The sequence below is a fragment of the Streptomyces sp. NPDC054794 genome, from assembly GCF_053611585.1.
The window spans coordinates 70,545-91,685 of record NZ_JBSHAQ010000012.1; the positions used below are offsets into that span (position 1 = coordinate 70,545).

The following is a 21,141-nucleotide window of genomic DNA, read 5'->3' on the forward strand; positions in this document are numbered from 1 at the left end:
CCGTGGACACCTCGGCCCCGCTGAAGGTCGGCGCGGTGATCATCACCATGGGCAACCGCCCCGACGAGCTCAGGGCACTGCTCGACTCGGTCGCCAAGCAGGACGGCGACCGGGTCCAGGTGGTCGTCGTCGGCAACGGCTCGCCGGTCCCGGACGTCCCCGAGGGCGTCCGGACGCTGGAGCTGCCCGAGAACCTGGGCATTCCCGGCGGCCGCAACGTCGGCACGGAGGCGTTCGGACCCAGCGGCCGCGACGTCGACATATTGCTGTTCCTCGACGACGACGGCCTCCTTGCCACGCACGACACCGCCGAACTGTGCCGGCAGGCCTTCGCCGCCGACCCGGACCTCGGCATCATCAGTTTCCGCATCGCCGACCCGGACACCGGCGTCACCCAGCGCCGGCACGTGCCGCGGCTGCGCGCCGCCGACCCGATGCGCTCCTCCCGGGTCACCACCTTCCTCGGCGGCGCCAACGCGGTGCGTACCCGGGTCTTCGCCGAAGTCGGCGGTCTGCCCGACGAGTTCTTCTACGCGCACGAGGAGACCGACCTGGCCTGGCGGGCCCTCGACGCCGGCTGGATGATCGACTACCGGTCCGACATGGTGCTCTACCACCCGACGACCGCGCCCTCCCGGCACGCGGTGTACCACCGCATGGTCGCCCGCAACCGCGTCTGGCTGGCCCGCCGCAACCTCCCCGCGCTCCTGGTCCCCGTCTACCTCGGGGTCTGGATGCTGCTCACCCTGTTGCGCCGCCCCTCCCGGCCGGCCCTGAAGGCATGGTTCGGCGGTTTCCGGGAAGGCTGGGCCGGACCGTGCGGTCCACGCAGGCCCATGAAGTGGCGTACGGTGTGGCGGCTGACCCGACTGGGCCGGCCCCCCGTCATCTGACAAGCTCGTCCATGGGACGCCGCGCATGACGAAGCGGCCTCCGGGCGAACCGAAGACGACGAAGACGACCTCGAAGACGAAAGTTTCCACCCGTGAGTGAGACCACCCATGACGTCGGAGTCGCGGTGACCGCGGCTCCGTCGCCCGACGAGGGACTGACGGCGACCCAGCTCGCCGCCAAGTACGGGCTCGCCGTGAGCGGCGCCCGGCCCTCGCTCGGCGAGTACGTCCGTCAGCTGTGGGGTCGGCGGCACTTCATCCTCGCCTTCTCCCAGGCGAAGCTGACCGCCCAGTACAGCCAGGCCAAGCTCGGCCAGTTGTGGCAGGTGGCCACACCGCTGCTGAACGCCGGCGTGTACTACTTCGTCTTCGGCGTCATCCTGCACGCGAGCCGGGGCATGTCGCAGGACATCTACATCCCGTTCCTGGTCACGGGTGTGTTCGTGTTCACCTTCAGCCAGAGCTCGATCATGTCCGGCGTGCGCGCGATCTCCGGGAACCTCGGCCTGGTGCGGGCGCTGCACTTCCCGCGCGCCTCGCTGCCCATCTCCTTCGCGCTCCAGCAGCTCCAGCAGCTGCTCTTCTCGATGATCGTGCTGTTCGTCGTCGCGATCGGCTTCGGCAGCTACCCGAGCCTGTCCTGGCTGCTGATCCTGCCGATCCTGGCGCTGCAGTTCCTCTTCAACACGGGGCTCGCGCTGGCCGTGGCCCGGATGGGCGCCAAGACCCCGGACCTCGCCCAGCTGATGCCGTTCATCCTGCGTACCTGGATGTACATGTCCGGCGTGATGTTCTCGATCAACCACATGATGGCCGGCCGCCCGGAGTGGGTGGTCCGCGCGATGGAGGTCAACCCGGCCGCCGTCTTCATGGACCTGATGCGCTTCGCGCTCATCGACGGCTACGGCGCCTCGAACCTCCCGCCGCACGTGTGGGCCATCGCCCTCTTCTGGGCCGTGGCCGTCTTCGCCGGCGGCTTCGTGTACTTCTGGAAGGCGGAGGAGCGGTACGGCCGTGGCTGAACAGAACGACAACAACGGGGCGAAGATCCCCACCGTCATCTCGGACGAGCTGCACATCGTCTACCGCGTGCACGGCGCCAAGACCGGCAAGGGCAGCGCCACCGCCGCGCTCAGCCGCATACTCAAGCGGGGGGAGGAGCGGGGCGTGCGCAAGGTGCACGCCGTGCGCGGTGTCTCCTTCGTCGCCTACCGGGGCGAGGCCATCGGCCTGATCGGCTCCAACGGCTCCGGCAAGTCCACCCTGCTGCGTGCCATCGCCGGCCTGCTGCCCGCCGAGAAGGGCAAGGTCTTCACCGACGGCCAGCCCTCGCTGCTCGGCGTCAACGCGGCCCTCATGAACGACCTCACGGGCGAGCGGAACATCATCCTGGGCGGGCTCGCGATGGGCATGTCCCGGGAGCAGGTCAGGGAGCGCTATCAGGACATCGTCGACTTCTCGGGCATCAACGAGAAGGGCGACTTCATCACCCTGCCGATGCGCACCTACTCCTCCGGAATGGCGGCCCGTCTCCGCTTCTCCATCGCCGCCGCCAAGGACCACGACGTCCTCATGATCGACGAGGCGCTGGCCACCGGTGACCGCAAGTTCCAGAAGCGCTCCGAGGAACGCATCCGGGAGCTGCGCAAGGAAGCCGGCACCGTGTTTCTGGTCAGTCACAACAACAAGTCCATCCGCGACACCTGCAACCGCGTCCTGTGGCTGGAGCGCGGTGAGCTGCGCATGGACGGCCCGACCGACGAGGTGCTCAAGGAGTACGAGAAGTTCACGGGCAAGTAGCCCGCAGTGCCGAGGGCCCCGCCGGAACCTTTCCGGCGGGGCCCGCGTCTGCAAAGGAAGCGTCAACTCGGTCTGGGCTTAGGAATCTTGACACCAATCGGTGTGTTGTTGTGATGTGCAGGACACCCCGACGGACCTCGCTGCGTTGTACAACGTAAGCTGTACCGGTCCCCGAAAGCGGCAAGTAGGGCCATAATGCGCGACACCCGCACCCGGGCCGCCCCACGGACGGCCGGGCGGCGTGTCCGAAATAGTGTGTATCGGATCGGCAGTGTAGAACGGGAGATGTGACGGCAATGGCTACGGAAACTCCCCAGCTCAACGCAGCATGTGCCGTCCTCGCCGCGGGCAGCGTGCGGTGACGCGAACGCACCCCGCGCCCTCCGGTGATCCGGAGCGCGGCACGCTGGACAAGGCCGCGGACGAGAACTTCCCGGTGGCCCCGTTCTTCCTGCCCAAGGCATGGCGCGACGACCTCATGGCGGTGTACGGCTTCGCCCGCCTCGTCGACGACATCGGTGACGGCGATCTGGCCCCGGGCGGCGCCGACGCCGACCTGCTCGGCGTGTCGCCCGCCGAGGCCGAGGACCGGCTCGCGCTGCTCGACGCCTTCGAGGCCGATCTGCACCGCGTGTTCGACTCCACCCCGCAGCACCCGATCCTGGGCCGCCTCCAGCCCACCGTCGAGCGCCACTCGCTCACCCCCGAACCCTTCCTCGGTCTGATCGCCGCCAACCGCCAGGACCAGCGCGTCTCCCGGTACGAGACCTACGAGGACCTCCTCGCCTACTGCGAGCTGTCGGCCAACCCCGTCGGCCGCCTCGTCCTCGCCGTCACCGGCACCACGACCCCCGAGCGGGTCCGGCGCTCCGACTCGATCTGCACGGCACTGCAGATCGTGGAACACCTCCAGGACGTCGCCGAGGACCTCGGCCGCGACCGGATCTACCTGCCCGCCACGGACATGAAGCGCTTTCACGTCCAGGAGGCGGATCTCGCCGCGGAAACCACGAGCGCATCGGTGCGCGCCCTGGTTGCATACGAAGCGCAACGCGCCGGCGATCTGCTGAATGAAGGCGCCCCCCTGGTGGGTAGCGTCCACGGCAGATTGAGGCTGCTGCTCGCGGGGTTCGTGGCGGGGGGAAGGGCGGCGATCCACGCGATCGTCGCCGCTGATTACGACGTACTTCCCGGCCCGCCCAAGCCCGGCAAGGTCCAGCTGCTGCGCGAGGTGGGCGTGATTCTGCGAGGAGAGGGGTGATCCGGACCGTGGACTCAGCACACGTGTCCGCACCGGTACTCGCCGCCTACAGCTACTGCGAGGCCGTCACCGGGCAGCAGGCCCGTAACTTCGCGTACGGCATCAGGTTGCTGCCGACGCCGAAGCGCCGCGCGATGTCGGCGCTGTATGCGTTTTCCCGGCGCGTCGACGACATCGGCGACGGCGCGCTGGCCAACGATGTCAAGGTCGCGCGGCTGGAGGACACCCGGTCGCTGCTCGGCCGGATCCGCGAGGACGCGGTCGGCGAGGACGACACCGACCCGGTCGCCGTGGCCCTGGCGCACGCCTCCCGGGCGTTCCCGATCCCGCTCGGCGGCCTGGACGAACTCATCGACGGCGTCCAGATGGACGTACGCGGCGAGACGTACGAGACCTGGGACGACCTGAAGGCCTACTGCCGCTGTGTGGCCGGCGCCATCGGCCGCCTGTCCCTCGGCGTGTTCGGTACGGAACCGGGGGCGCACGGCGCCGAGCGCGCACCCGAGTACGCCGACACGCTCGGGCTCGCGCTGCAGCTGACCAACATCCTCAGGGACGTCCGCGAGGACGCCGAGGGCGGGCGCACCTACCTGCCCGCGGACGATCTCGCGAAGTTCGGCTGCTCGGCCGGGTTCAACGGGCCGACCCCACCGGAGGGCTCCGACTTCGCGGGCCTCGTGCACTTCGAAGTGCGGCGGGCCCGCGCCCTTTTCGCCGAGGGCTACCGGCTGCTCCCCATGCTCGACCGGCGCAGCGGCGCCTGTGTCGCCGCCATGGCCGGCATCTACCGCCGCCTGCTCGACCGCATCGAGCGGGAGCCGGAGGCCGTGCTGCGCGGCCGGGTCTCGCTGCCCGGGCGCGAGAAGGCGTACGTCGCCGTGCGCGGACTGTCCGGGCTGGACACGCGTCGGCACGCCTCGCGGCGGACCGTCAGGAGGCGCGCCTGATGGACAGTCCGGTTCCAGGTGACTCCACCGGAGAAAAGCGGCACGCAACCCTCCGGTGCGGCGCGGCGTCCCTGACTGCGACAGCCTGCCGTGCAGTGTTCAACCAGCACGGCGGGCCCGCACGGAAGGACGCACGATGACCGACGGCACGCGGCAGGACGCGCCGCAGGCGGACGATCCGGAACACGCCGGGCGCACCGCTGTCGTGGTCGGCGGCGGACTCGCCGGGACCACCGCCGCGCTCGCCCTCGCGGACGCGGGCGTCCGGGTCACCCTGCTCGAAGGCAGGCCGCGCCTGGGCGGGCTGGCCTTCTCCTTCCAACGCGGCGACCTGACCGTCGACAACGGCCAGCACGTGTACCTGCGCTGCTGCACCGCCTACCGCTGGTTCCTCGACCGGGTCGACGGCACGGCGCTGGCGCCACTGCAGGATCGTCTCGACGTGCCCGTTCTCGACGTTTCCAAGCCCGCGGGCCGACGCCTCGGCAGGCTGCGGCGCGATCCGCTGCCCGTACCCCTGCACCTGGGCCGGAGCCTGGCCGCCTACCCGCACCTGTCGCTCGCCGAGCGGGCCAGGGTGGGGCGTGCCGCGCTCGCGCTCAAGGGGCTCGACCTCGCCGATCCGACCCTGGACACCCAGGACTTCGGCAGCTGGCTGGCCGGACACGGCCAGTCGGCGCGTGCCGTCGAGGCCCTGTGGGACCTGGTCGGGGTCGCCACCCTCAACGCGGTCGCGGGCGACGCCTCGCTGGGGCTCGCCGCGATGGTGTTCAAGACCGGTCTGCTGTCCGACCCGGGCGCGGCCGACATCGGCTGGGCGCGCGTCCCGCTGGGTGAACTGCATGACCGGCTGGCCCGCAAGGCGCTCGACTCCGCGGGCGTGCGTACCGGGGTCCGTACACGCGTCACCTCCATCTCTACCAACGAAAACGGAAGTTGGAGCGTTCAGGTTCCCGGCGAGACACTCGTGGCCGACGTGGTCGTGCTCGCCGTACCGCAGCGCGAGGCCCACGAACTGCTGCCGCCCGGCGCCCTCGACGCCCCCCAGAACCTGCTGGCGATCGACACCGCGCCGATCCTCAACGTCCATGTCGTCTACGACCGCAAGGTGCTCGCCAAGCCGTTCTTCGCGGCCCTCGGCACCCCGGTGCAGTGGGTCTTCGACCGCACCGAGGCGTCCGGGCTGCGCGCGGGCCAGTACCTCGCCCTGTCCCAGTCCGCCGCGCAGGACGAGATCGACGAGCCGGTCGCCGTGCTGCGGGAGCGCTATCTGCCCGAGCTGGAGCGATTGCTGCCCGCCGCGCGCGGCGCGCAGGTGCGGGACTTCTTCGTCACCCGGGAGCGCACGGCCACGTTCGCCCCCACCCCCGGCGTCGGGCGGCTGCGGCCCGGCGCCCGTACCAAGGCCCCCGGCCTCTACCTGGCCGGAGCGTGGACCGCCACAGGGTGGCCCGCGACCATGGAGAGTGCGGTCCGCAGTGGAGTGAGCGCGGCCGACGCCGCGCTGAGCACCCTGGGACGGCCCCGCCCCAGCCACCTCTTCGACTTCGAGGAGGCGGCGTGATGCTCGACCGGCACACGGCAGGCCCCCGCACCCCCGGTACCGCAACAAGAGGAGAGACTGTGCCCACTGTGCCCCCGGCCTCGACGCCCGCGCGGAGGACCGCGGTGGACGTGACCGCGCTCCTGGAGCGCGGCCGGACCCTGGCCACACCGGTACTGCGGGCGGCCGTCGACCGCCTGGCACCTCCCATGGACACGGTCGCCGCCTACCACTTCGGCTGGATCGACGCCCAGGGCAATCCCGCGGACGGCGACGGCGGCAAGGCCGTGCGCCCCGCGCTCGCCGTGCTCTCCGCCGAGGTCACCGGCGCCGCGCCCGAGGTCGGCATCCCCGGCGCGGTCGCCGTCGAGCTGGTGCACAACTTCTCGCTGCTGCACGACGACCTGATGGACGGCGACGAACAGCGCCGCCACCGTGACACCGTCTGGAAGGTGCACGGTCCCGCCCAGGCCATCCTGGTCGGCGACGCCCTGTTCGCCCTCGCCAACGAGATCCTGCTGGAGCTCGGCACCGTCGAGGCCGGCCGGGCCACCCGCCGGCTGACCACCGCCACCCGCGCCCTGATCGACGGTCAGGCGCAGGACATCTCGTACGAACACCGCGACCGGGTCAGCGTCGAGGAGTGCCTGGAGATGGAGGGCAACAAGACCGGCGCCCTGCTCGCCTGCGCCAGCTCCATCGGCGCGGTGCTCGGCGGCGCGGACGACCGCACCGCCGACACACTGGAGAAGTACGGCTACCACCTCGGCCTCGCCTTCCAGGCCGTGGACGACCTGCTCGGCATCTGGGGCGACCCGGAGGCGACCGGCAAGCAGACCTGGAGCGACCTGCGCCAGCGCAAGAAGTCGCTGCCGGTCGTGGCCGCGCTGGCGGCGGGCGGCTCCGCCTCCGAGCGGCTCGGCGAGATGCTCGCCGCCGACGCCAAGAGCAGCGACTTCGAGAACTTCTCGGAGGAGGAGTTCGCCGCCCGCGCCGCCCTCATCGAGGAGGCGGGCGGCCGTGAGTGGACCGCCGAGGAGGCGCGCCGCCAGTACGCCATCGCCATCGAAGCCCTCGACGCCATCGACATGCCCGCCATGGTCCGGGACCGGTTCGCGGCGCTCGCCGACTTCGTCGTCGTACGAAAGAGATGATCACTATCGGTCGAATAGCCCTCGCGTAGTCGCCGGCCGGTGGCGCGAGTCACGACGCGTACCGGCCGACGGCGGACCCACAGCAGCACGACTCGCACGACTGCACGAAGGGGAAGCCATGACAGCGACGACCGACGGAAGCCCCGGGGCACTGCCTCCCCGCGCTGCCGCGGCCAGCGAAACCGACATCACGAGCCCTGTGGCGGCCGGGGTGCACGATGCCGCCCAACGCGCCGTACAGCGGGCCACCGACTTCCTGCTGGCCGGGCAGGACGCCGAGGGCTGGTGGAAGGGCGACCTCGAAACCAACGTGACGATGGACGCCGAGGACCTGCTGCTCCGTCAGTTCCTGGGCATCCGCGACGAGGCGACGACACAGGCCGCCGCACTCTTCATCCGGGGCGAGCAGCGCGAGGACGGCGCCTGGGCCACCTTCTACGGCGGGCCCGGCGAACTCTCCGCCACCATCGAGGCGTACGTCGCGCTGCGGCTGGCCGGTGACGCGCCCGAAGCGCCCCACATGGCGAAGGCCTCGGCCTGGGTCCGGGAGCGGGGCGGCATCGCCGCGGCGCGCGTGTTCACCCGGATCTGGCTGGCCCTGTTCGGCTGGTGGAAGTGGGAGGACCTGCCCGAACTTCCGCCGGAGCTCCTCTACTTCCCCAAGTGGTTCCCACTCAGCATCTACCGGTTCGGCTGCTGGGCGCGGCAGACCATCGTGCCGCTCACGGTCGTCTCGGCCAAGCGCCCGGTGCGTCCGGCACCCTTCCCGCTCGACGAGCTGCACACCGACCCCGACCTCCCCAACCCGCCGCAGCCGCTCGCCCCGGCGACGACCTGGGACGGCCTCTTCCAACGCCTCGACAAGGTGGTCCGCGGCTACCGCGCCGTCGCCGTGCGCAGGCTGCGCCGGGCCGCGATGAACTCCGCCGCCCGCTGGATCGTCGAGCGCCAGGAGAACGACGGCTGCTGGGGCGGGATCCAGCCGCCCGCCGTGTACTCGATCATCGCGCTGCATCTGCTCGGCTACGACCTCCGGCACCCCGTGATGCGGGCCGGCCTGGAATCGCTGGATCGTTACGCCGTGTGGCGCGAGGACGGCGCCCGGATGATCGAGGCGTGTCAGTCGCCGGTGTGGGACACCTGCCTGGCGACCATCGCGCTCGCCGACGCGGGTGTGCCCGCCGACCACCCGCAACTCGTCAAGGCCGCCGACTGGATGCTCGGCGAGCAGATCGTGCGGCCCGGCGACTGGTCCGTGCGGCGGCCCCAACTGCCGCCTGGCGGCTGGGCATTCGAGTTCCACAACGACAACTACCCCGACATCGACGACACCGCCGAGGTGGTCCTCGCGCTGCGCCGCGTCAGGCACCACGACCCGGAACGGGTCGACAAGGCGATCGGGCGCGGAGTGCGCTGGAACCTCGGGATGCAGTCCAGGAACGGCGCGTGGGGCGCCTTCGACGCCGACAACACCAGCCCGTTCCCCAACCGGCTGCCGTTCTGCGACTTCGGCGAGGTCATCGATCCGCCCTCGGCCGACGTCACCGCGCACGTCGTCGAGATGCTCGCGGTCGAGGGCCTGGCCCACGACCCGCGCACCCGGCGCGGCATCGAGTGGCTGCTGGCCGAACAGGAGCCGGACGGCTCGTGGTTCGGGCGCTGGGGCGTCAACTACGTCTACGGCACGGGGTCGGTGGTGCCCGCCCTGACCGCCGCCGGTCTGCCCGCCTCGCATCCGGCGATCCGCCGCGCCGTGACCTGGCTGGAGACCGTCCAGAACGACGACGGCGGCTGGGGCGAGGACCTGCGCTCCTACAAGTACGTCAAGGAGTGGAGCGGTCGCGGCGCCTCCACCGCCTCCCAGACGGCATGGGCCCTGATGGCGCTGCTGGCGGCGGGGGAGCGGGACTCCAAGGCCGTGGAGCGCGGCATCGAGTGGCTCGCCACCACCCAGCGGGCGGACGGCTCCTGGGACGAGCCGTACTTCACCGGCACCGGGTTCCCCTGGGACTTCTCCATCAACTACCACCTCTACCGGCAGGTCTTCCCGCTCACCGCGCTCGGCCGCTATGTGCACGGGGAGCCCTTCACCGAGAAGGCCGACCGGATCGGCAAGCCCGCCGAGTCACCCGCCGAGGAGACCCTCGCCGAGGCCAAGGGGAGCTGATGAGCGCACAGCCCGCCACGGCCCCGCTGCTGATCGCCTGCGCGCTCGGCATCGAGCACCTCGCCCTGCGCGCGGGCGACCGCGGCGGGGCGGGCGGGCCGGTCACGGTCCTGCGGACGGGCATGGGGCCCAAGGCGGCGCAGCGCTCCGTCACCCGGGTGCTGGCCGACCCCGCGCTGGCCGGCGCCGCGGTCCTGGCCACCGGCTTCTGCGCGGGGCTCGCCCCCGGCATGCACCCCGGCGACCTGGTCGTCGCCGAGGAGACCCGGGACCCGTACGGGAACGTCCCGTGCGTAGGCACCGACCTGCTCGTCAAGGAACTCGTCCGTACCCTGCCCGGGCGCACCGTCCACACCGGACCCCTCACCGGTTCCGATCACGTCGTCCGCGGTCACGAACGGTCCGATCTGCTCGCGACCGGCGCAATCGCGGTCGACATGGAGTCGGCGGCCACGCTTCTGAGCGCCGTCCGCGCAGGCGAGCGCCCGGTTGCGTCCGTCCGAGTGGTCGTGGACGCTCCTGAACACGAACTCGTCCGGATCGGCACGGTGCGCGGTGGAATATCTGCTTTCCGTGTCCTTCGTTCCGTCCTTCCCGCTTTCTTCGAATGGCACCGTTCTTTGTTGCTCCCCCGGAGGTGAGCCAGATGGCCATGCCGCTGCGTCAGTCCATCAAGGTCGCTACTTACTTGGCCGAACAGAAGCTCCGTAGGCGGGACAAGTTTCCGCTCATCGTCGAGCTGGAACCGCTCTTCGCCTGCAACCTCAAGTGCGAGGGCTGCGGCAAGATCCAGCACCCGGCCGGGGTGCTCAAGCAGCGCATGCCCGTCGCCCAGGCCGTGGGGGCGGTGCTGGAGTCCGGCGCGCCGATGGTGTCCATCGCTGGCGGCGAACCCCTGATGCACCCTCAGATCGACGAGATCGTGCGGCAGTTGGTGGCCAAGAAGAAGTACGTCTTCCTCTGCACCAACGCCATGCTGCTGCGCAAGAAGATGGACGATTTCACGCCCTCGCCGTACTTCGCCTTCGCGGTGCACATCGACGGGCTGCGCGAACGGCACGACGAGTCCGTTGCGAAGGAAGGCGTGTTCGACGAGGCCGTGGAGGCCATCAAGGAGGCCAAGCGGCGCGGCTTCCGGGTGACCACCAACTCGACCTTCTTCAACACCGACACCCCGCAGACGATCGTCGAGGTGCTCAACTTCCTCAATGACGACCTGAAGGTGGACGAGATGATGATCTCGCCCGCCTACGCCTACGAGAAGGCGCCCGACCAGGAGCACTTCCTCGGTGTGGAGCAGACCCGTGAGCTGTTCAAGAAGGCCTTCGCGGGCGGCAATCGGCGCCGCTGGCGGCTCAACCACTCGCCGCTGTTCCTCGACTTCCTGGAGGGCAAGGTCGACTTCCCCTGCACCGCGTGGGCGATCCCGAACTACTCGCTGTTCGGCTGGCAGCGCCCCTGCTACCTGATGAGCGACGGCTACGTCCCGACGTACCGCGAGCTGATCGAGAAGACGGACTGGGACAAGTACGGCCGGGGCAAGGACCCGCGCTGCGCCAACTGCATGGCGCACTGCGGCTACGAGCCCACCGCCGTCCTCGCCACCATGGGCTCCCTCAAGGAGTCGCTGCGGGCCATGCGCGAGACGGTCTCCGGGAACCGGGAGTGACGCCATGACCGCCGTACCCCTGGGCGTCCCCGAGGTACCGCCCCGGCCGATCGCCGAGCGGCGCGTCGCGCGGCAGATCCACGTCGGACCGGTGGCGGTCGGGGGCGGGGCCCCGGTGTCGGTGCAGTCGATGACGACGACCCGTACGTCCGACATCGGCGCCACGCTCCAGCAGATCGCCGAGCTGACCGCGTCCGGCTGCCAGATCGTCCGCGTGGCCTGTCCGACGCAGGACGACGCCGACGCGCTGGCGACGATCGCGCGCAAGTCGCAGATCCCGGTGATCGCGGACATCCACTTCCAGCCGAAGTACGTGTTCGCCGCGATCGAGGCGGGCTGCGCGGCCGTCCGTGTGAACCCGGGCAACATCAAGCAGTTCGACGACAAGGTCAAGGAGATCGCGCGGGCCGCGAAGGAGCGCGGCACGCCGATCCGCATCGGTGTGAACGCGGGCTCCCTGGACCGGCGTCTGCTGCAGAAGTACGGCAGGGCGACTCCCGAGGCGCTGGTGGAGAGCGCGTTGTGGGAGGCGTCGCTGTTCGAGGAGCACGACTTCCGGGACATCAAGATCTCCGTGAAGCACAACGACCCGGTCGTGATGATCGAGGCGTACCGGCAGCTCGCCGCCCAGTGCGACTACCCGCTGCACCTCGGTGTCACGGAGGCCGGTCCGGCCTTCCAGGGCACGATCAAGTCCGCGGTCGCCTTCGGCGCCCTGCTCTCCCGGGGCGTCGGCGACACCATCCGCGTGTCCCTGTCCGCGCCTCCCGTCGAGGAGGTCAAGGTCGGCATTCAGATCCTGGAGTCGCTGGGCCTGCGGCAACGCCGCCTGGAGATCGTCTCGTGCCCCTCCTGCGGACGTGCCCAGGTCGACGTCTACAAGCTGGCCGACGAGGTCACCGCGGGCCTGGAGGGCATGGAAGTGCCCCTGCGCGTCGCGGTGATGGGCTGCGTCGTCAACGGTCCGGGTGAGGCCCGCGAGGCCGACCTCGGTGTCGCCTCCGGCAACGGCAAGGGCCAGATCTTCGTCAAGGGCGAGGTCATCAAGACCGTCCCCGAGTCGAAGATCGTGGAGACCCTCATCGAGGAGGCCCTGAAGCTCGCCGAGCAGATGAAGTGAGTTGAAGCAAGGCACGACCGAGAGGGGGCCCAGCGTGACCATTTTGGAGAACATCCGGGGACCACGCGACCTGAAGGCGCTGTCCGAGGCGGAACTCGGTGAACTGTCCGAAGAGATACGGGAGTTCCTGGTGCACGCGGTCACCAGGACCGGCGGTCACCTCGGACCCAACCTGGGCGTGGTGGAACTCACCGTCGCGCTGCACCGGGTCTTCGAGTCACCGGTCGACCGCATTCTGTGGGACACCGGCCACCAGAGCTATGTGCACAAGTTGTTGACGGGACGTCAAGACTTTTCCAAACTGCGCGGCAAGGGCGGACTGTCCGGATACCCCTCCCGTGAGGAGTCCGAGCACGACGTCATCGAGAACAGCCACGCCTCCACCGCCCTCGGCTGGGCGGACGGGCTCGCCAAGGCCCACCGGGTGCTGGGCGAGAAGGGCCATGTGGTCGCGGTCATCGGTGACGGCGCGCTCACCGGCGGCATGGCCTGGGAGGCGCTGAACAACATCGCGGCCGCCAAGGACCGGCCGCTGATCATCGTGGTCAACGACAACGAGCGCTCCTACGCGCCGACCATCGGCGGCCTCGCCAACCACCTGGCCACCCTGCGCACCACCGACGGCTACGAGAAGGTCCTGGCCTGGGGCAAGGACGTACTGCTGCGCACCCCGGTCGTCGGGAGCACCCTCTACGAGTCCCTGCACGGCGCGAAGAAGGGCTTCAAGGACGCCTTCGCGCCGCAGGGCATGTTCGAGGACCTCGGCCTGAAGTACGTCGGGCCGATCGACGGCCACGACATCCTGGCCGTCGAGTCCGCGCTGCGCCGCGCCAAGCGCTTCCACGGACCGGTCCTCGTGCACTGCCTCACGGAGAAGGGGCGCGGCTACGAACCCGCCCTCGCCCACGAGGAGGACCACTTCCACACCGTCGGCGTGATGGACCCGCTCACCTGCGAACCGCTCACGCCGTCCAGCGGGCCGTCCTGGACCTCGGTGTTCGGCGACGAGATCGTCAGAATCGGCGAGGAGCGGGACGACGTCGTGGCGATCACGGCGGCCATGCTGCACCCGGTGGGCCTCGGCAAGTTCGCCGAACGCTTCCCCGACCGGGTGTGGGACGTCGGCATCGCCGAGCAGCACGCGGCGGTCTCGGCGGCCGGGCTCGCCACGGGGGGCCTGCATCCGGTCGTCGCCGTCTACGCCACCTTCCTCAACCGCGCCTTCGACCAGCTGCTGATGGACGTCGCGCTGCACCGCTGCGGGGTGACCTTCGTCCTCGATCGGGCGGGCGTCACCGGTGTCGACGGGGCCTCCCACAACGGCATGTGGGACATGTCGGTGCTCCAGGTCGTACCGGGCCTGAGGATCGCCGCGCCGCGCGACGCCGACCAGTTGCGCGCCCAGCTGCGCGAGGCCGTGGCGGTGGACGACGCGCCGACGCTGGTGCGTTTCCCCAAGGAGTCGGTCGGTCCGGAGATCCCGGCACTCGCCCGGGTCGGCGGCATGGACGTGCTCCACCGGTCCGAACGGCCCGACGTCCTGCTGGTGGCCGTCGGCGTGATGGCACCGGTGTGCCTGCAGGCCGCCGAACTGCTGGCGGCGCGCGGCATCGGCTGCACCGTCGTCGACCCCCGCTGGGTCAAGCCCGTCGACCCGGCCCTGCCGGGGCTCGCCGCCGGGCACCGACTGGTCGCCGTCGTCGAGGACAACAGCCGGGCGGCCGGTGTGGGGGCCGCGGTGGCGCTCGCGCTGGGCGACGCCGATGTCGACGTGCCGGTACGGCGGTTCGGCATCCCGGAGCAGTTCCTCGCGCACGCCAAGCGCGGCGAGGTGCTCGCCGACATCGGCCTCACGCCCGTCGAGGTCGCCGGCCGGATCGGCGCGAGCCTGGCCGTCCGCGACGCCGACGGCACCGGCGCCGGCTCGGCCGTCGAGAACGCCGGGGGCACCGGCGCGATCCCGGCCGGGAGAGCCGAGAAACAGGAGAGGACCGAATGACCACGGAGTTCGACCTCGGCGCGCTCTTGGCCGAGCGCGGAGCCGAGCGCTACGACCTGCACGGCAAGTACCTCAACCACCAACTGCCGCGCATGCTGCACACCATCGGCTTCGACAAGGTCTACGAGCGCGCCGAGGGCGCCCACTTCTGGGACGCGGACGGCAACGACTACCTGGACATGCTCGCCGGGTTCGGGGTGATGGGCCTCGGCCGCCACCATCCCGTCGTCCGCAAGGCGCTGCACGACGTCCTGGACCTGAACCTCGCCGACCTCACCCGCTTCGACTGCCAGCCGCTGCCCGGCCTGCTGGCCGAGAAGCTGCTCACCCACAGCCCGCACCTGGACCGGGTGTTCTTCGGCAACAGCGGCACGGAGGCCGTGGAGAGTGCGCTGAAGTTCGCCCGGTACGCCACCGGCAGGCCGCGGATCCTCTACTGCGACCACGCCTTCCACGGCCTGACCACCGGCTCGCTGTCGGTGAACGGCGAGCGGGGCTTTCGGGACGGCTTCGCCCCGCTGCTGCCCGACACCGCCGTACCGCTCGGCGATCTCGACGCCCTGGCACGTGAGTTGAAGAAGGGCGACGTCGCCGCCCTGATCGTCGAACCGATCCAGGGCAAGGGCGTGCACGAGGCCCCGCCGGGATACCTGCGCGCCGCCCAGGAGTTGCTGCACCGGCACAAGGCGCTGCTCATCGCGGACGAGGTGCAGACCGGCCTCGGCCGGACCGGCGACTTCTACGCCTACCAGCACGAGGAGGGCGTCGAACCCGACCTGGTGTGCGTCGCCAAGGCGCTGTCCGGCGGCTACGTCCCGGTCGGCGCCACCCTCGGCAAGGACTGGATCTTCAAGAAGGTCTACTCGTCCATGGACCGCGTCCTGGTCCACTCGGCGAGCTTCGGGTCCAACGCCCAGGCGATGGCGTGCGGTCTCGCCGTGCTGTCGGTCATGGAGAACGAGCAGATCGTCGCCGGGGTGCGCGGGACGGGCGAGCTGCTGAAGTCCCGGCTCGCCGCGTTGATCGACAAGTACGAGCTGCTCGCCGACGTCCGCGGCCGGGGACTGATGATCGGTATCGAGTTCGGCCGGCCCTCCTCCCTGAAGCTGCGCAGCCGCTGGACCATGCTCCAGGCCGCCCGCAAGGGCCTGTTCGCCCAGATGGTGGTCGTACCGCTGCTGGAGCGGCACCGGATCCTCACCCAGGTCTCCGGCGACCACCTGGAGGTGATCAAGCTGATCCCGCCGCTGGTCGTCGACGAGGCCGACGTGGACCGGTTCGTCGACGCCTTCACGTCCGTGATGGACGACGCCCACAGCGGCGGCGGCCTGATGTGGGACTTCGGCAGGACCCTGATCAAGCAGGCGGTGGCCAACCGCTAGCCGGCTCGTGAGCCGGGGCCCGCCGCGGGCCCCGGTCAGGATCCCGGTCGTTCGGAAAAACGGTTCGCCCGAAAGGATCACCCGGGGCACAATCGCCCGATGCCAACCACCGCGGAAGAGCTGCTGTCCGCACTCGAACCACTGCCTTTCCCGGCCCGTCTCACGCTCACCGCGCGGACGGCCCACCGGCTGGCGGACGAGGGACGGCTCGCTCCGCTCCTCGCCGGCCTCGACGCGCGGGGTCCCTACGAGCGGCGGCTCGCGGCGCTGGCCGCCCTCGCCGGACGGGACGCCGGATTCCTCGCCGAGCGGCTGGCCGACCCCGACGCGGTCGTCGCCGGGTACGCCCTGCGCGCCGCCCGGACGCTGCCCGTACCGGACGAGGCGGTGGAGGCGGCGTACGAGGACGCGCCGGCCGTACTGCGGCACCGGCTGGCCCGTGTGCTCGCCCACGGCGGCCGCAGCGCGCTCGCCGAGCGGCTGGTGGCGCGGCTGGGCGAGCAGTGGGGTGACGCCGAGGCGGCCCGGCTGCTGCCCGCCTGTTCCACCGCGTTCGTCGCACGGGAACTGCCCCGGCTCGCGCACGCCATCGAGGCCTGGACGACGCTGGCACAGCGCCATCCCGACGCCGTTGTGGACCACTGCGAGCGCGCCCTCGCCGAACGCCCCGACGCCTGGCGGCAGGAGGAGTGGTGGCGGCTGAACGCCACGACCGTGGCGGCGCTCGCCCCACGGCGCCCCGAGCGGGTGCTGGCACTGCTCGAACAGTACGGACCGCCCAGACTGCCGCCCGTGCTGTACTGCGGACTCGGCCCCCTGATCACCGCCGACGTCGAGCGCGTGATCCGCTGGATCACCTCGCCCGAACGCCGCGAGAACCGCCACGAGCCGCTGCCCCCGCCCGGTGTGCTGCGCCGACTGGTGCGGGCCGATCCGCGGTCGCTCCCGGAGCTGGGCCGCCATTGGGAGCACCGCGCCCACTTGACCGCGCTGCTGAAGGCCATGGCCCCCGGCCGGCGCGCGGCGTTCCTCGACACGGTCACCGGCGGCTGGACGGACAGGGAGCCGTCCCGCTCCGAGCTCGAACTGCTGCCTCGCGAGCGCCGCTGGGCGGAAGTGCGGCGGGCGGCGGCCGAGTTCGACGACCCGGACGATTTCTGGGAGGACCTGCACACCCTCGCCCACGGTCCCTACGCCGAGGCGCGGTCCGCGCTGCTCGCCGCGGCGCATCGGCCGGACCCCGATGACCGGGAGGCCGCCTGGGCCATGCTGGTGCGGTGCGCGGCCCGCGACGGCGGCCGCGAGGCGATCACCGGGATGCTGGACGAGCTGATGCGCCTGCGCAACGAGCGGGACCCCGTGCGCGCTCAGGCGCTCGCCGCGCTCGCGGCGGTGCGTCCGCGGTTGTTCGGCCCCGACCACGCGCCGTCGCTCGACCGGATCGCCGTCGACGCCCTGCAGGCGCGGGACTGTTCGGCCGGCACCCTGGCGGCGGTGCGCACGCTCGCCGGGCGCGTGCTGGCCGAGCACGCCACGGCCGCCGACCCGGCCCTGCGGGCCTGGGCGCTCGGCACCCTGGAGCGGCTGGTGGGACGGTTCGGCGTGCCGGACCTGGGCCCGCTGCACCGGGTCCTGCGGCGTGGCCAGGAGCACGAGGTGTTCGAGGCACTGCGCCCCTGGCTGCGATCCGCCGCGGACCGCTCCGACTTCCGGCTGGTGGTGGGCCTGACCGAGGCGCTGGGCCCGCGTGCCCGGCGGATGCCCGAGCTGCAGGACCTGCTGGCGCTGGCCGTGGAGCGGGGCGACGACACGACGTTCGAGGCGGCGGCGAAGCTGTGGCTGGCCGCGCCGGCCACCCGCGCCGAGCGGGTCGCCAGGATCGTCGCGCTCGAACCGTCGGCGGTCGTCCTTCCTCCCGTCCGGGAGGTCCTGGCCCGGCGGCGCACGGATCTGCTGGACGCCCTGCTTGCGGACGAACCGCCGTACGGTCGCTTCCTGGTCCAGGGGGCCCGGCGTCCGCTGCCGGACCTCGCCGCCTCCGACCGCTGGCTGCCCCGGCAGCAGAGGGCCGCCGCACACCTCGCCGGGCGGACGGCCGCCGACGGGTCCCTCCCGTCGGACGACCGGGCCGCCGCGATCCGGGCGGCCGCACCGGTCCCGGAGCTGGGGCACGCCCTGGCGATGCGGTACAAGGACGACGATGACGTGGTGGTCGCGGAGGCGGCGTTCGCCGCGCTGGCGTGGACCGACCGCCCCCAGGACGCCCTGCCGGTCCTCCTGGAACAGGCCGCGGGCGACCGGGCGCGGGTCGCCGTGTACGCGGCGGGCCGCGTCGCGCATTTCGCCGCTCCCGCGGAACTCGCCCGGGCGCTGGGCGCGTTGCTGACCGGCGAGCGGGCCGCGAAGGTGACCGCCCGCAAGGAGGCGGTGCGGCTCGCGACCCGTTTCCTGCCCCGGCGTCAAGCGGTCGCCCTGCTGGTGGGTGCCTTCCGGGCCCCCGACAGCCACCCCGATGTGCGGGCGGCCGTCGTCCGCTCCCTGCCGCCGCTGCTGGGCGTGCCGGAGACCTGGGACCTCCTCGCGGAGGCCGCACACGACGAGGCCCCGGCCGTGCTCCAGGCTCTGGTGGAGGTCAGCCCCTGGGACCTGGCCGCCGCGCACCGCGCCGCGTACGGCGCCCTGGTCGGCACGGCGTACGACGCCTGCCTGGACTCGTACGGCGGCTATGCCTCCTACGGCGTCCTGCGGAACATCGGCGCCTGGACCCCCTACGCCCCCGAACTGGCCGGCCGGCTCTCGCGAACGGTCTGCGACCTCGGCGGCCGCAGGCACTGGCAGTACGCGGCGTGGGTACTGCGCGACCTGGCCGCCTCCGATCTGCCGCAGCCCCTCGGCGGTGGGGCGCCCGGCAGCGTGCTGCACGGCGCCGTGAGCGAGCTGCTGGCCGCGATGCACACGCCCGAGGGAGGCGGCGACGCGCTGGCGGACCGGGACCAGCCGGCGCTGCAGCGGCTGCGCACCCTGGTGCCATCGGGTTACTCCGACCGGCCCCACCGGCCCGACCTGCTCCGGGGGATCGCCGGGCTGCTGGCGCGGGAACCGCTGCTGGCGGCCGAGCGCGCCTTCCTGCTGGTCAGGCTGGTCGACCTGGCCGTGGAGCCGGACGCCGTCCTGGCACGTCTGCGGGAGCTGGCGGCGGCCCTGGAGGGCGCCGGAGTGAACGTCGCGCGGCAGGCCGCGGGAGCGCTGCGGACCGACCGGGTCCGCGGTGATCTGGCCCGGCGCGGCGGGGCCCTGCTGGCGGCCGCCGACCCGCTGGCCCGCGACGGCGGCACCGTCACCGGTCTGCTGGCGGCCGGCCTGGTGGGCGGGGCCGGCAATGCCCTCGGCTGGCCGCAGGAGTGGCGGGCGGTGCTGCGCCTGCTGCGTGGGCATCCGGACCCCGACGTGCGGTACGAGGCGTACCAGCGCATGACGGATGCGGAGTGACCCTCAGCGTGACCGTGTCGGAGTGACTCTCCGGGCTTTTGCCTCTGAGGCAAGAAATTTGCCGCAGAGGCAAAAATTCGGCTCAATGGAGACATGAACGAATCCGAGCCGGTGTCCGGCGGCGACCTTCCCGCCGTCGCTCCCCAGCTGCGCGCCCTGCGTCGGCGCACCGGCCTGACCCTGGAGGCCGCGGCCCGGTCCGCCGGTCTCTCGCCGGCCCATCTGTCCCGGCTGGAGACCGGGCAGCGCCAGCCCTCGCTGCCGATGCTGCTCGCGCTCGCCCGTATCTACGGTACGACGGTCTCCGAATTGCTGGGCGAGACGGTCGCCGACCGGGACGCCGTGGTGCGCGCCGCCGACATGGAACCGACCCGGGCGGGTGGCTGGACGTACTTCCAGGCCGGCGCCTCCGGGCGGGCCATGCAGGCGCTACGCGTCCGGGTGCCGTACGGCACCCAGGGTGACATCGTGCGCGTGCACCCCGGCGAGGAGTGGCTCCACGTCCTCACCGGACGGCTCAGGCTGCGCCTCGGCGACACCACGCACCTGCTCGCGCCCGGCGACAGCGCGCACTTCGACTCGCTCACCCCGCACCGCCTCGCCGCCGAGGAACACGACGGCGTGGAGCTGCTGTTCGTCCACACCCTGCTGCAGAGTCCCACGGCCACACTGTGCCTGGGCCCCCTGACCGGAGAACTGCCATGAGCAACTTCGAGGACAAGTTCCCACGCGCCCTGTGGGTCCGTCTCATCATCTACATCGCCGTCGGGCACGTCTTCGCGGCGTTCCTCTATCTGCTGTTCGCGGTCGGCGCCAAGGGCTGACCGGGCTGACCACCGGGCGGCGAGGCCGCCCGGCACCCGGCGGTCTCAGTCGAGCAGGCGCTCGCGCAGCCGCTCCAGGGTCTCCGGGGCGAGCCCCAGACCCTGCGTGAGGTAGGCCCCCGTGCCGCTCCAGGTCTCCTCGATACTGTCGAACGCCGCCTGCAGATACTCGGCGCGCGCGTCGAAGAGCGGGCTGAGCAGCTCCATCACCTCGGGCGTGTACGCGGTCTCCGGGCTGCCGTTGCGCCGGACCTTGTAGCGCCGGTGCTTGGCGTTGGACTCCAGGTAGTCCGTGACGATCGCCTCGCGCTCCACGCCCACGGCGAGGAGTGTCACGGCTATGGAGATGCCCGCGCGGTCCTTGCCCGCCGCGCAGTGCATCAGCGCGGGCACGCTGTCCTCGGCGATCGCGTGCAGCACCCGCGAGTGCTCGGCGGTGCGCTCCTTGACGATCATCCGGTACGAGGCGACCATCCGGGCCGCCGCCTTGCCGTCGTCGAGGATCTCGCGCAGCTGGTCGAGGTCGCCCTCACGGACCATCTTCCAGAACTCGGCGCCGTCCGCCGGGTCGCTCAGCGGCAGGTTCACATTGCGCACGCCCGGCAGCGACACGTCCGGGCCTTCCAGCCGCTGGTCGGCCGCGTTGCGGAAGTCGAAGATCGTGTGCAGGCCGAGGGCGGCGAGGAACGCCGCGTCCTGATCGGTCGCGTGCGCGAGATGGCCGCTGCGGAACAGCACCCCGGCGCGCACCCGGCGCCCGTCCACGGTCGGCAGCCCGCCCACGTCACGGAAGTTGCGCACACCGGCCAGCTGGGGCTCGGTCGACGGGACCTGCTGCGTCACGGGGGCTCCTCTCACACGGTCCCCGGCGGCGCGATTCGCCGACGGGGCAC

At 71.7% G+C, this 21,141-nt stretch carries 18 protein-coding genes; 17 read left to right on the plus strand and 1 reads right to left on the minus strand.

Features of this window, described 5'->3' with window-relative positions; all coding sequences use genetic code 11:
- Positions 1–47 precede the first annotated feature (47 nt).
- The 17 genes from ACWGKT_RS15105 to ACWGKT_RS15185 all read left to right on the plus strand — a co-directional run bounded on the left by ACWGKT_RS15105 (position 48) and on the right by ACWGKT_RS15185 (position 20,248).
- On the plus strand, positions 48–893 hold the full coding sequence (locus tag ACWGKT_RS15105; protein ID WP_356150674.1) for a glycosyltransferase family 2 protein: 846 nt from the start codon (positions 48–50) through the stop codon (positions 891–893).
- A 92-nt stretch (positions 894–985) separates the two neighbouring features.
- Positions 986–1,915, plus strand: coding sequence for an ABC transporter permease (locus ACWGKT_RS15110; protein ID WP_356150592.1), 930 nt, complete (start codon positions 986–988; stop codon positions 1,913–1,915).
- Positions 1,908–2,693 (plus strand): ABC transporter ATP-binding protein, encoded by a 786-nt coding sequence (locus ACWGKT_RS15115; RefSeq protein WP_356150590.1) that lies wholly within the window; start codon positions 1,908–1,910, stop codon positions 2,691–2,693. Before ACWGKT_RS15110 ends, ACWGKT_RS15115 begins: the two co-directional genes overlap by 8 nt.
- Before the next feature lie 328 nt (positions 2,694–3,021).
- A complete protein-coding gene (hpnC, locus tag ACWGKT_RS15120; RefSeq protein ID WP_453273941.1) occupies positions 3,022–3,954 on the plus strand; it encodes a squalene synthase HpnC in 933 nt (310 codons plus the stop codon).
- Entirely contained in the window at positions 3,951–4,901 is a 951-nt protein-coding gene (gene hpnD, locus ACWGKT_RS15125; protein ID WP_356150587.1) for a presqualene diphosphate synthase HpnD, read from the plus strand. The genes hpnC and hpnD overlap by 4 nt, the downstream gene beginning before the upstream one ends.
- Entirely contained in the window at positions 4,901–5,041 is a 141-nt protein-coding gene (locus tag ACWGKT_RS15130) for a DUF6380 family protein (RefSeq protein ID WP_374292706.1), read from the plus strand. Before hpnD ends, ACWGKT_RS15130 begins: the two co-directional genes overlap by 1 nt.
- Positions 5,038–6,465, plus strand: coding sequence for a hydroxysqualene dehydroxylase HpnE (gene hpnE / locus ACWGKT_RS15135; RefSeq protein ID WP_453273942.1), 1,428 nt, complete (start codon positions 5,038–5,040; stop codon positions 6,463–6,465). Before ACWGKT_RS15130 ends, hpnE begins: the two co-directional genes overlap by 4 nt.
- Positions 6,466–6,533: 68 nt before the next feature.
- The gene (locus ACWGKT_RS15140; RefSeq protein ID WP_356150672.1) at positions 6,534–7,598 is read left to right on the plus strand and encodes a polyprenyl synthetase family protein; all 1,065 of its coding nucleotides are present in this window, start codon (positions 6,534–6,536) and stop codon (positions 7,596–7,598) included.
- A 118-nt stretch (positions 7,599–7,716) separates the two neighbouring features.
- Entirely contained in the window at positions 7,717–9,765 is a 2,049-nt protein-coding gene (gene shc / locus ACWGKT_RS15145; protein ID WP_356150581.1) for a squalene--hopene cyclase, read from the plus strand.
- Positions 9,765–10,406: a phosphorylase family protein gene (locus tag ACWGKT_RS15150; RefSeq protein WP_453273943.1), complete on the plus strand. Its 642-nt coding sequence runs from the start codon at positions 9,765–9,767 to the stop codon at positions 10,404–10,406. Before shc ends, ACWGKT_RS15150 begins: the two co-directional genes overlap by 1 nt.
- Positions 10,407–10,411: 5 nt before the next feature.
- Entirely contained in the window at positions 10,412–11,434 is a 1,023-nt protein-coding gene (gene hpnH, locus ACWGKT_RS15155; protein WP_235452173.1) for an adenosyl-hopene transferase HpnH, read from the plus strand.
- Between the two features lie 4 nt (positions 11,435–11,438).
- The gene (ispG, locus tag ACWGKT_RS15160) at positions 11,439–12,554 is read left to right on the plus strand and encodes a flavodoxin-dependent (E)-4-hydroxy-3-methylbut-2-enyl-diphosphate synthase (RefSeq protein WP_453273944.1); all 1,116 of its coding nucleotides are present in this window, start codon (positions 11,439–11,441) and stop codon (positions 12,552–12,554) included.
- A 34-nt stretch (positions 12,555–12,588) separates the two neighbouring features.
- The gene (gene dxs / locus ACWGKT_RS15165; protein WP_453273945.1) at positions 12,589–14,553 is read left to right on the plus strand and encodes a 1-deoxy-D-xylulose-5-phosphate synthase; all 1,965 of its coding nucleotides are present in this window, start codon (positions 12,589–12,591) and stop codon (positions 14,551–14,553) included.
- Positions 14,550–15,935, plus strand: a complete 1,386-nt coding sequence (locus ACWGKT_RS15170; RefSeq protein ID WP_453273946.1) for an aspartate aminotransferase family protein — start codon at positions 14,550–14,552, stop codon at positions 15,933–15,935. Before dxs ends, ACWGKT_RS15170 begins: the two co-directional genes overlap by 4 nt.
- A 99-nt stretch (positions 15,936–16,034) precedes the next feature.
- Positions 16,035–19,424, plus strand: a complete 3,390-nt coding sequence (locus ACWGKT_RS15175; protein WP_453273947.1) for a hypothetical protein — start codon at positions 16,035–16,037, stop codon at positions 19,422–19,424.
- Positions 19,425–19,517: 93 nt separating this feature from the next.
- Complete coding sequence (locus ACWGKT_RS15180) at positions 19,518–20,129, plus strand: helix-turn-helix domain-containing protein (protein ID WP_356156266.1); 612 nt, start codon at positions 19,518–19,520, stop codon at positions 20,127–20,129.
- Positions 20,126–20,248 (plus strand): DUF6126 family protein, encoded by a 123-nt coding sequence (locus tag ACWGKT_RS15185; protein WP_356156268.1) that lies wholly within the window; start codon positions 20,126–20,128, stop codon positions 20,246–20,248. The genes ACWGKT_RS15180 and ACWGKT_RS15185 overlap by 4 nt, the downstream gene beginning before the upstream one ends.
- A 45-nt stretch (positions 20,249–20,293) precedes the next feature.
- Here ACWGKT_RS15185 and ACWGKT_RS15190 read toward each other — a convergent pair whose 3' ends face one another.
- Positions 20,294–21,091 (minus strand): tyrosine-protein phosphatase, encoded by a 798-nt coding sequence (locus tag ACWGKT_RS15190; protein ID WP_453273948.1) that lies wholly within the window; start codon positions 21,089–21,091, stop codon positions 20,294–20,296.
- Between the last annotated feature and the right edge of the window lie 50 nt (positions 21,092–21,141).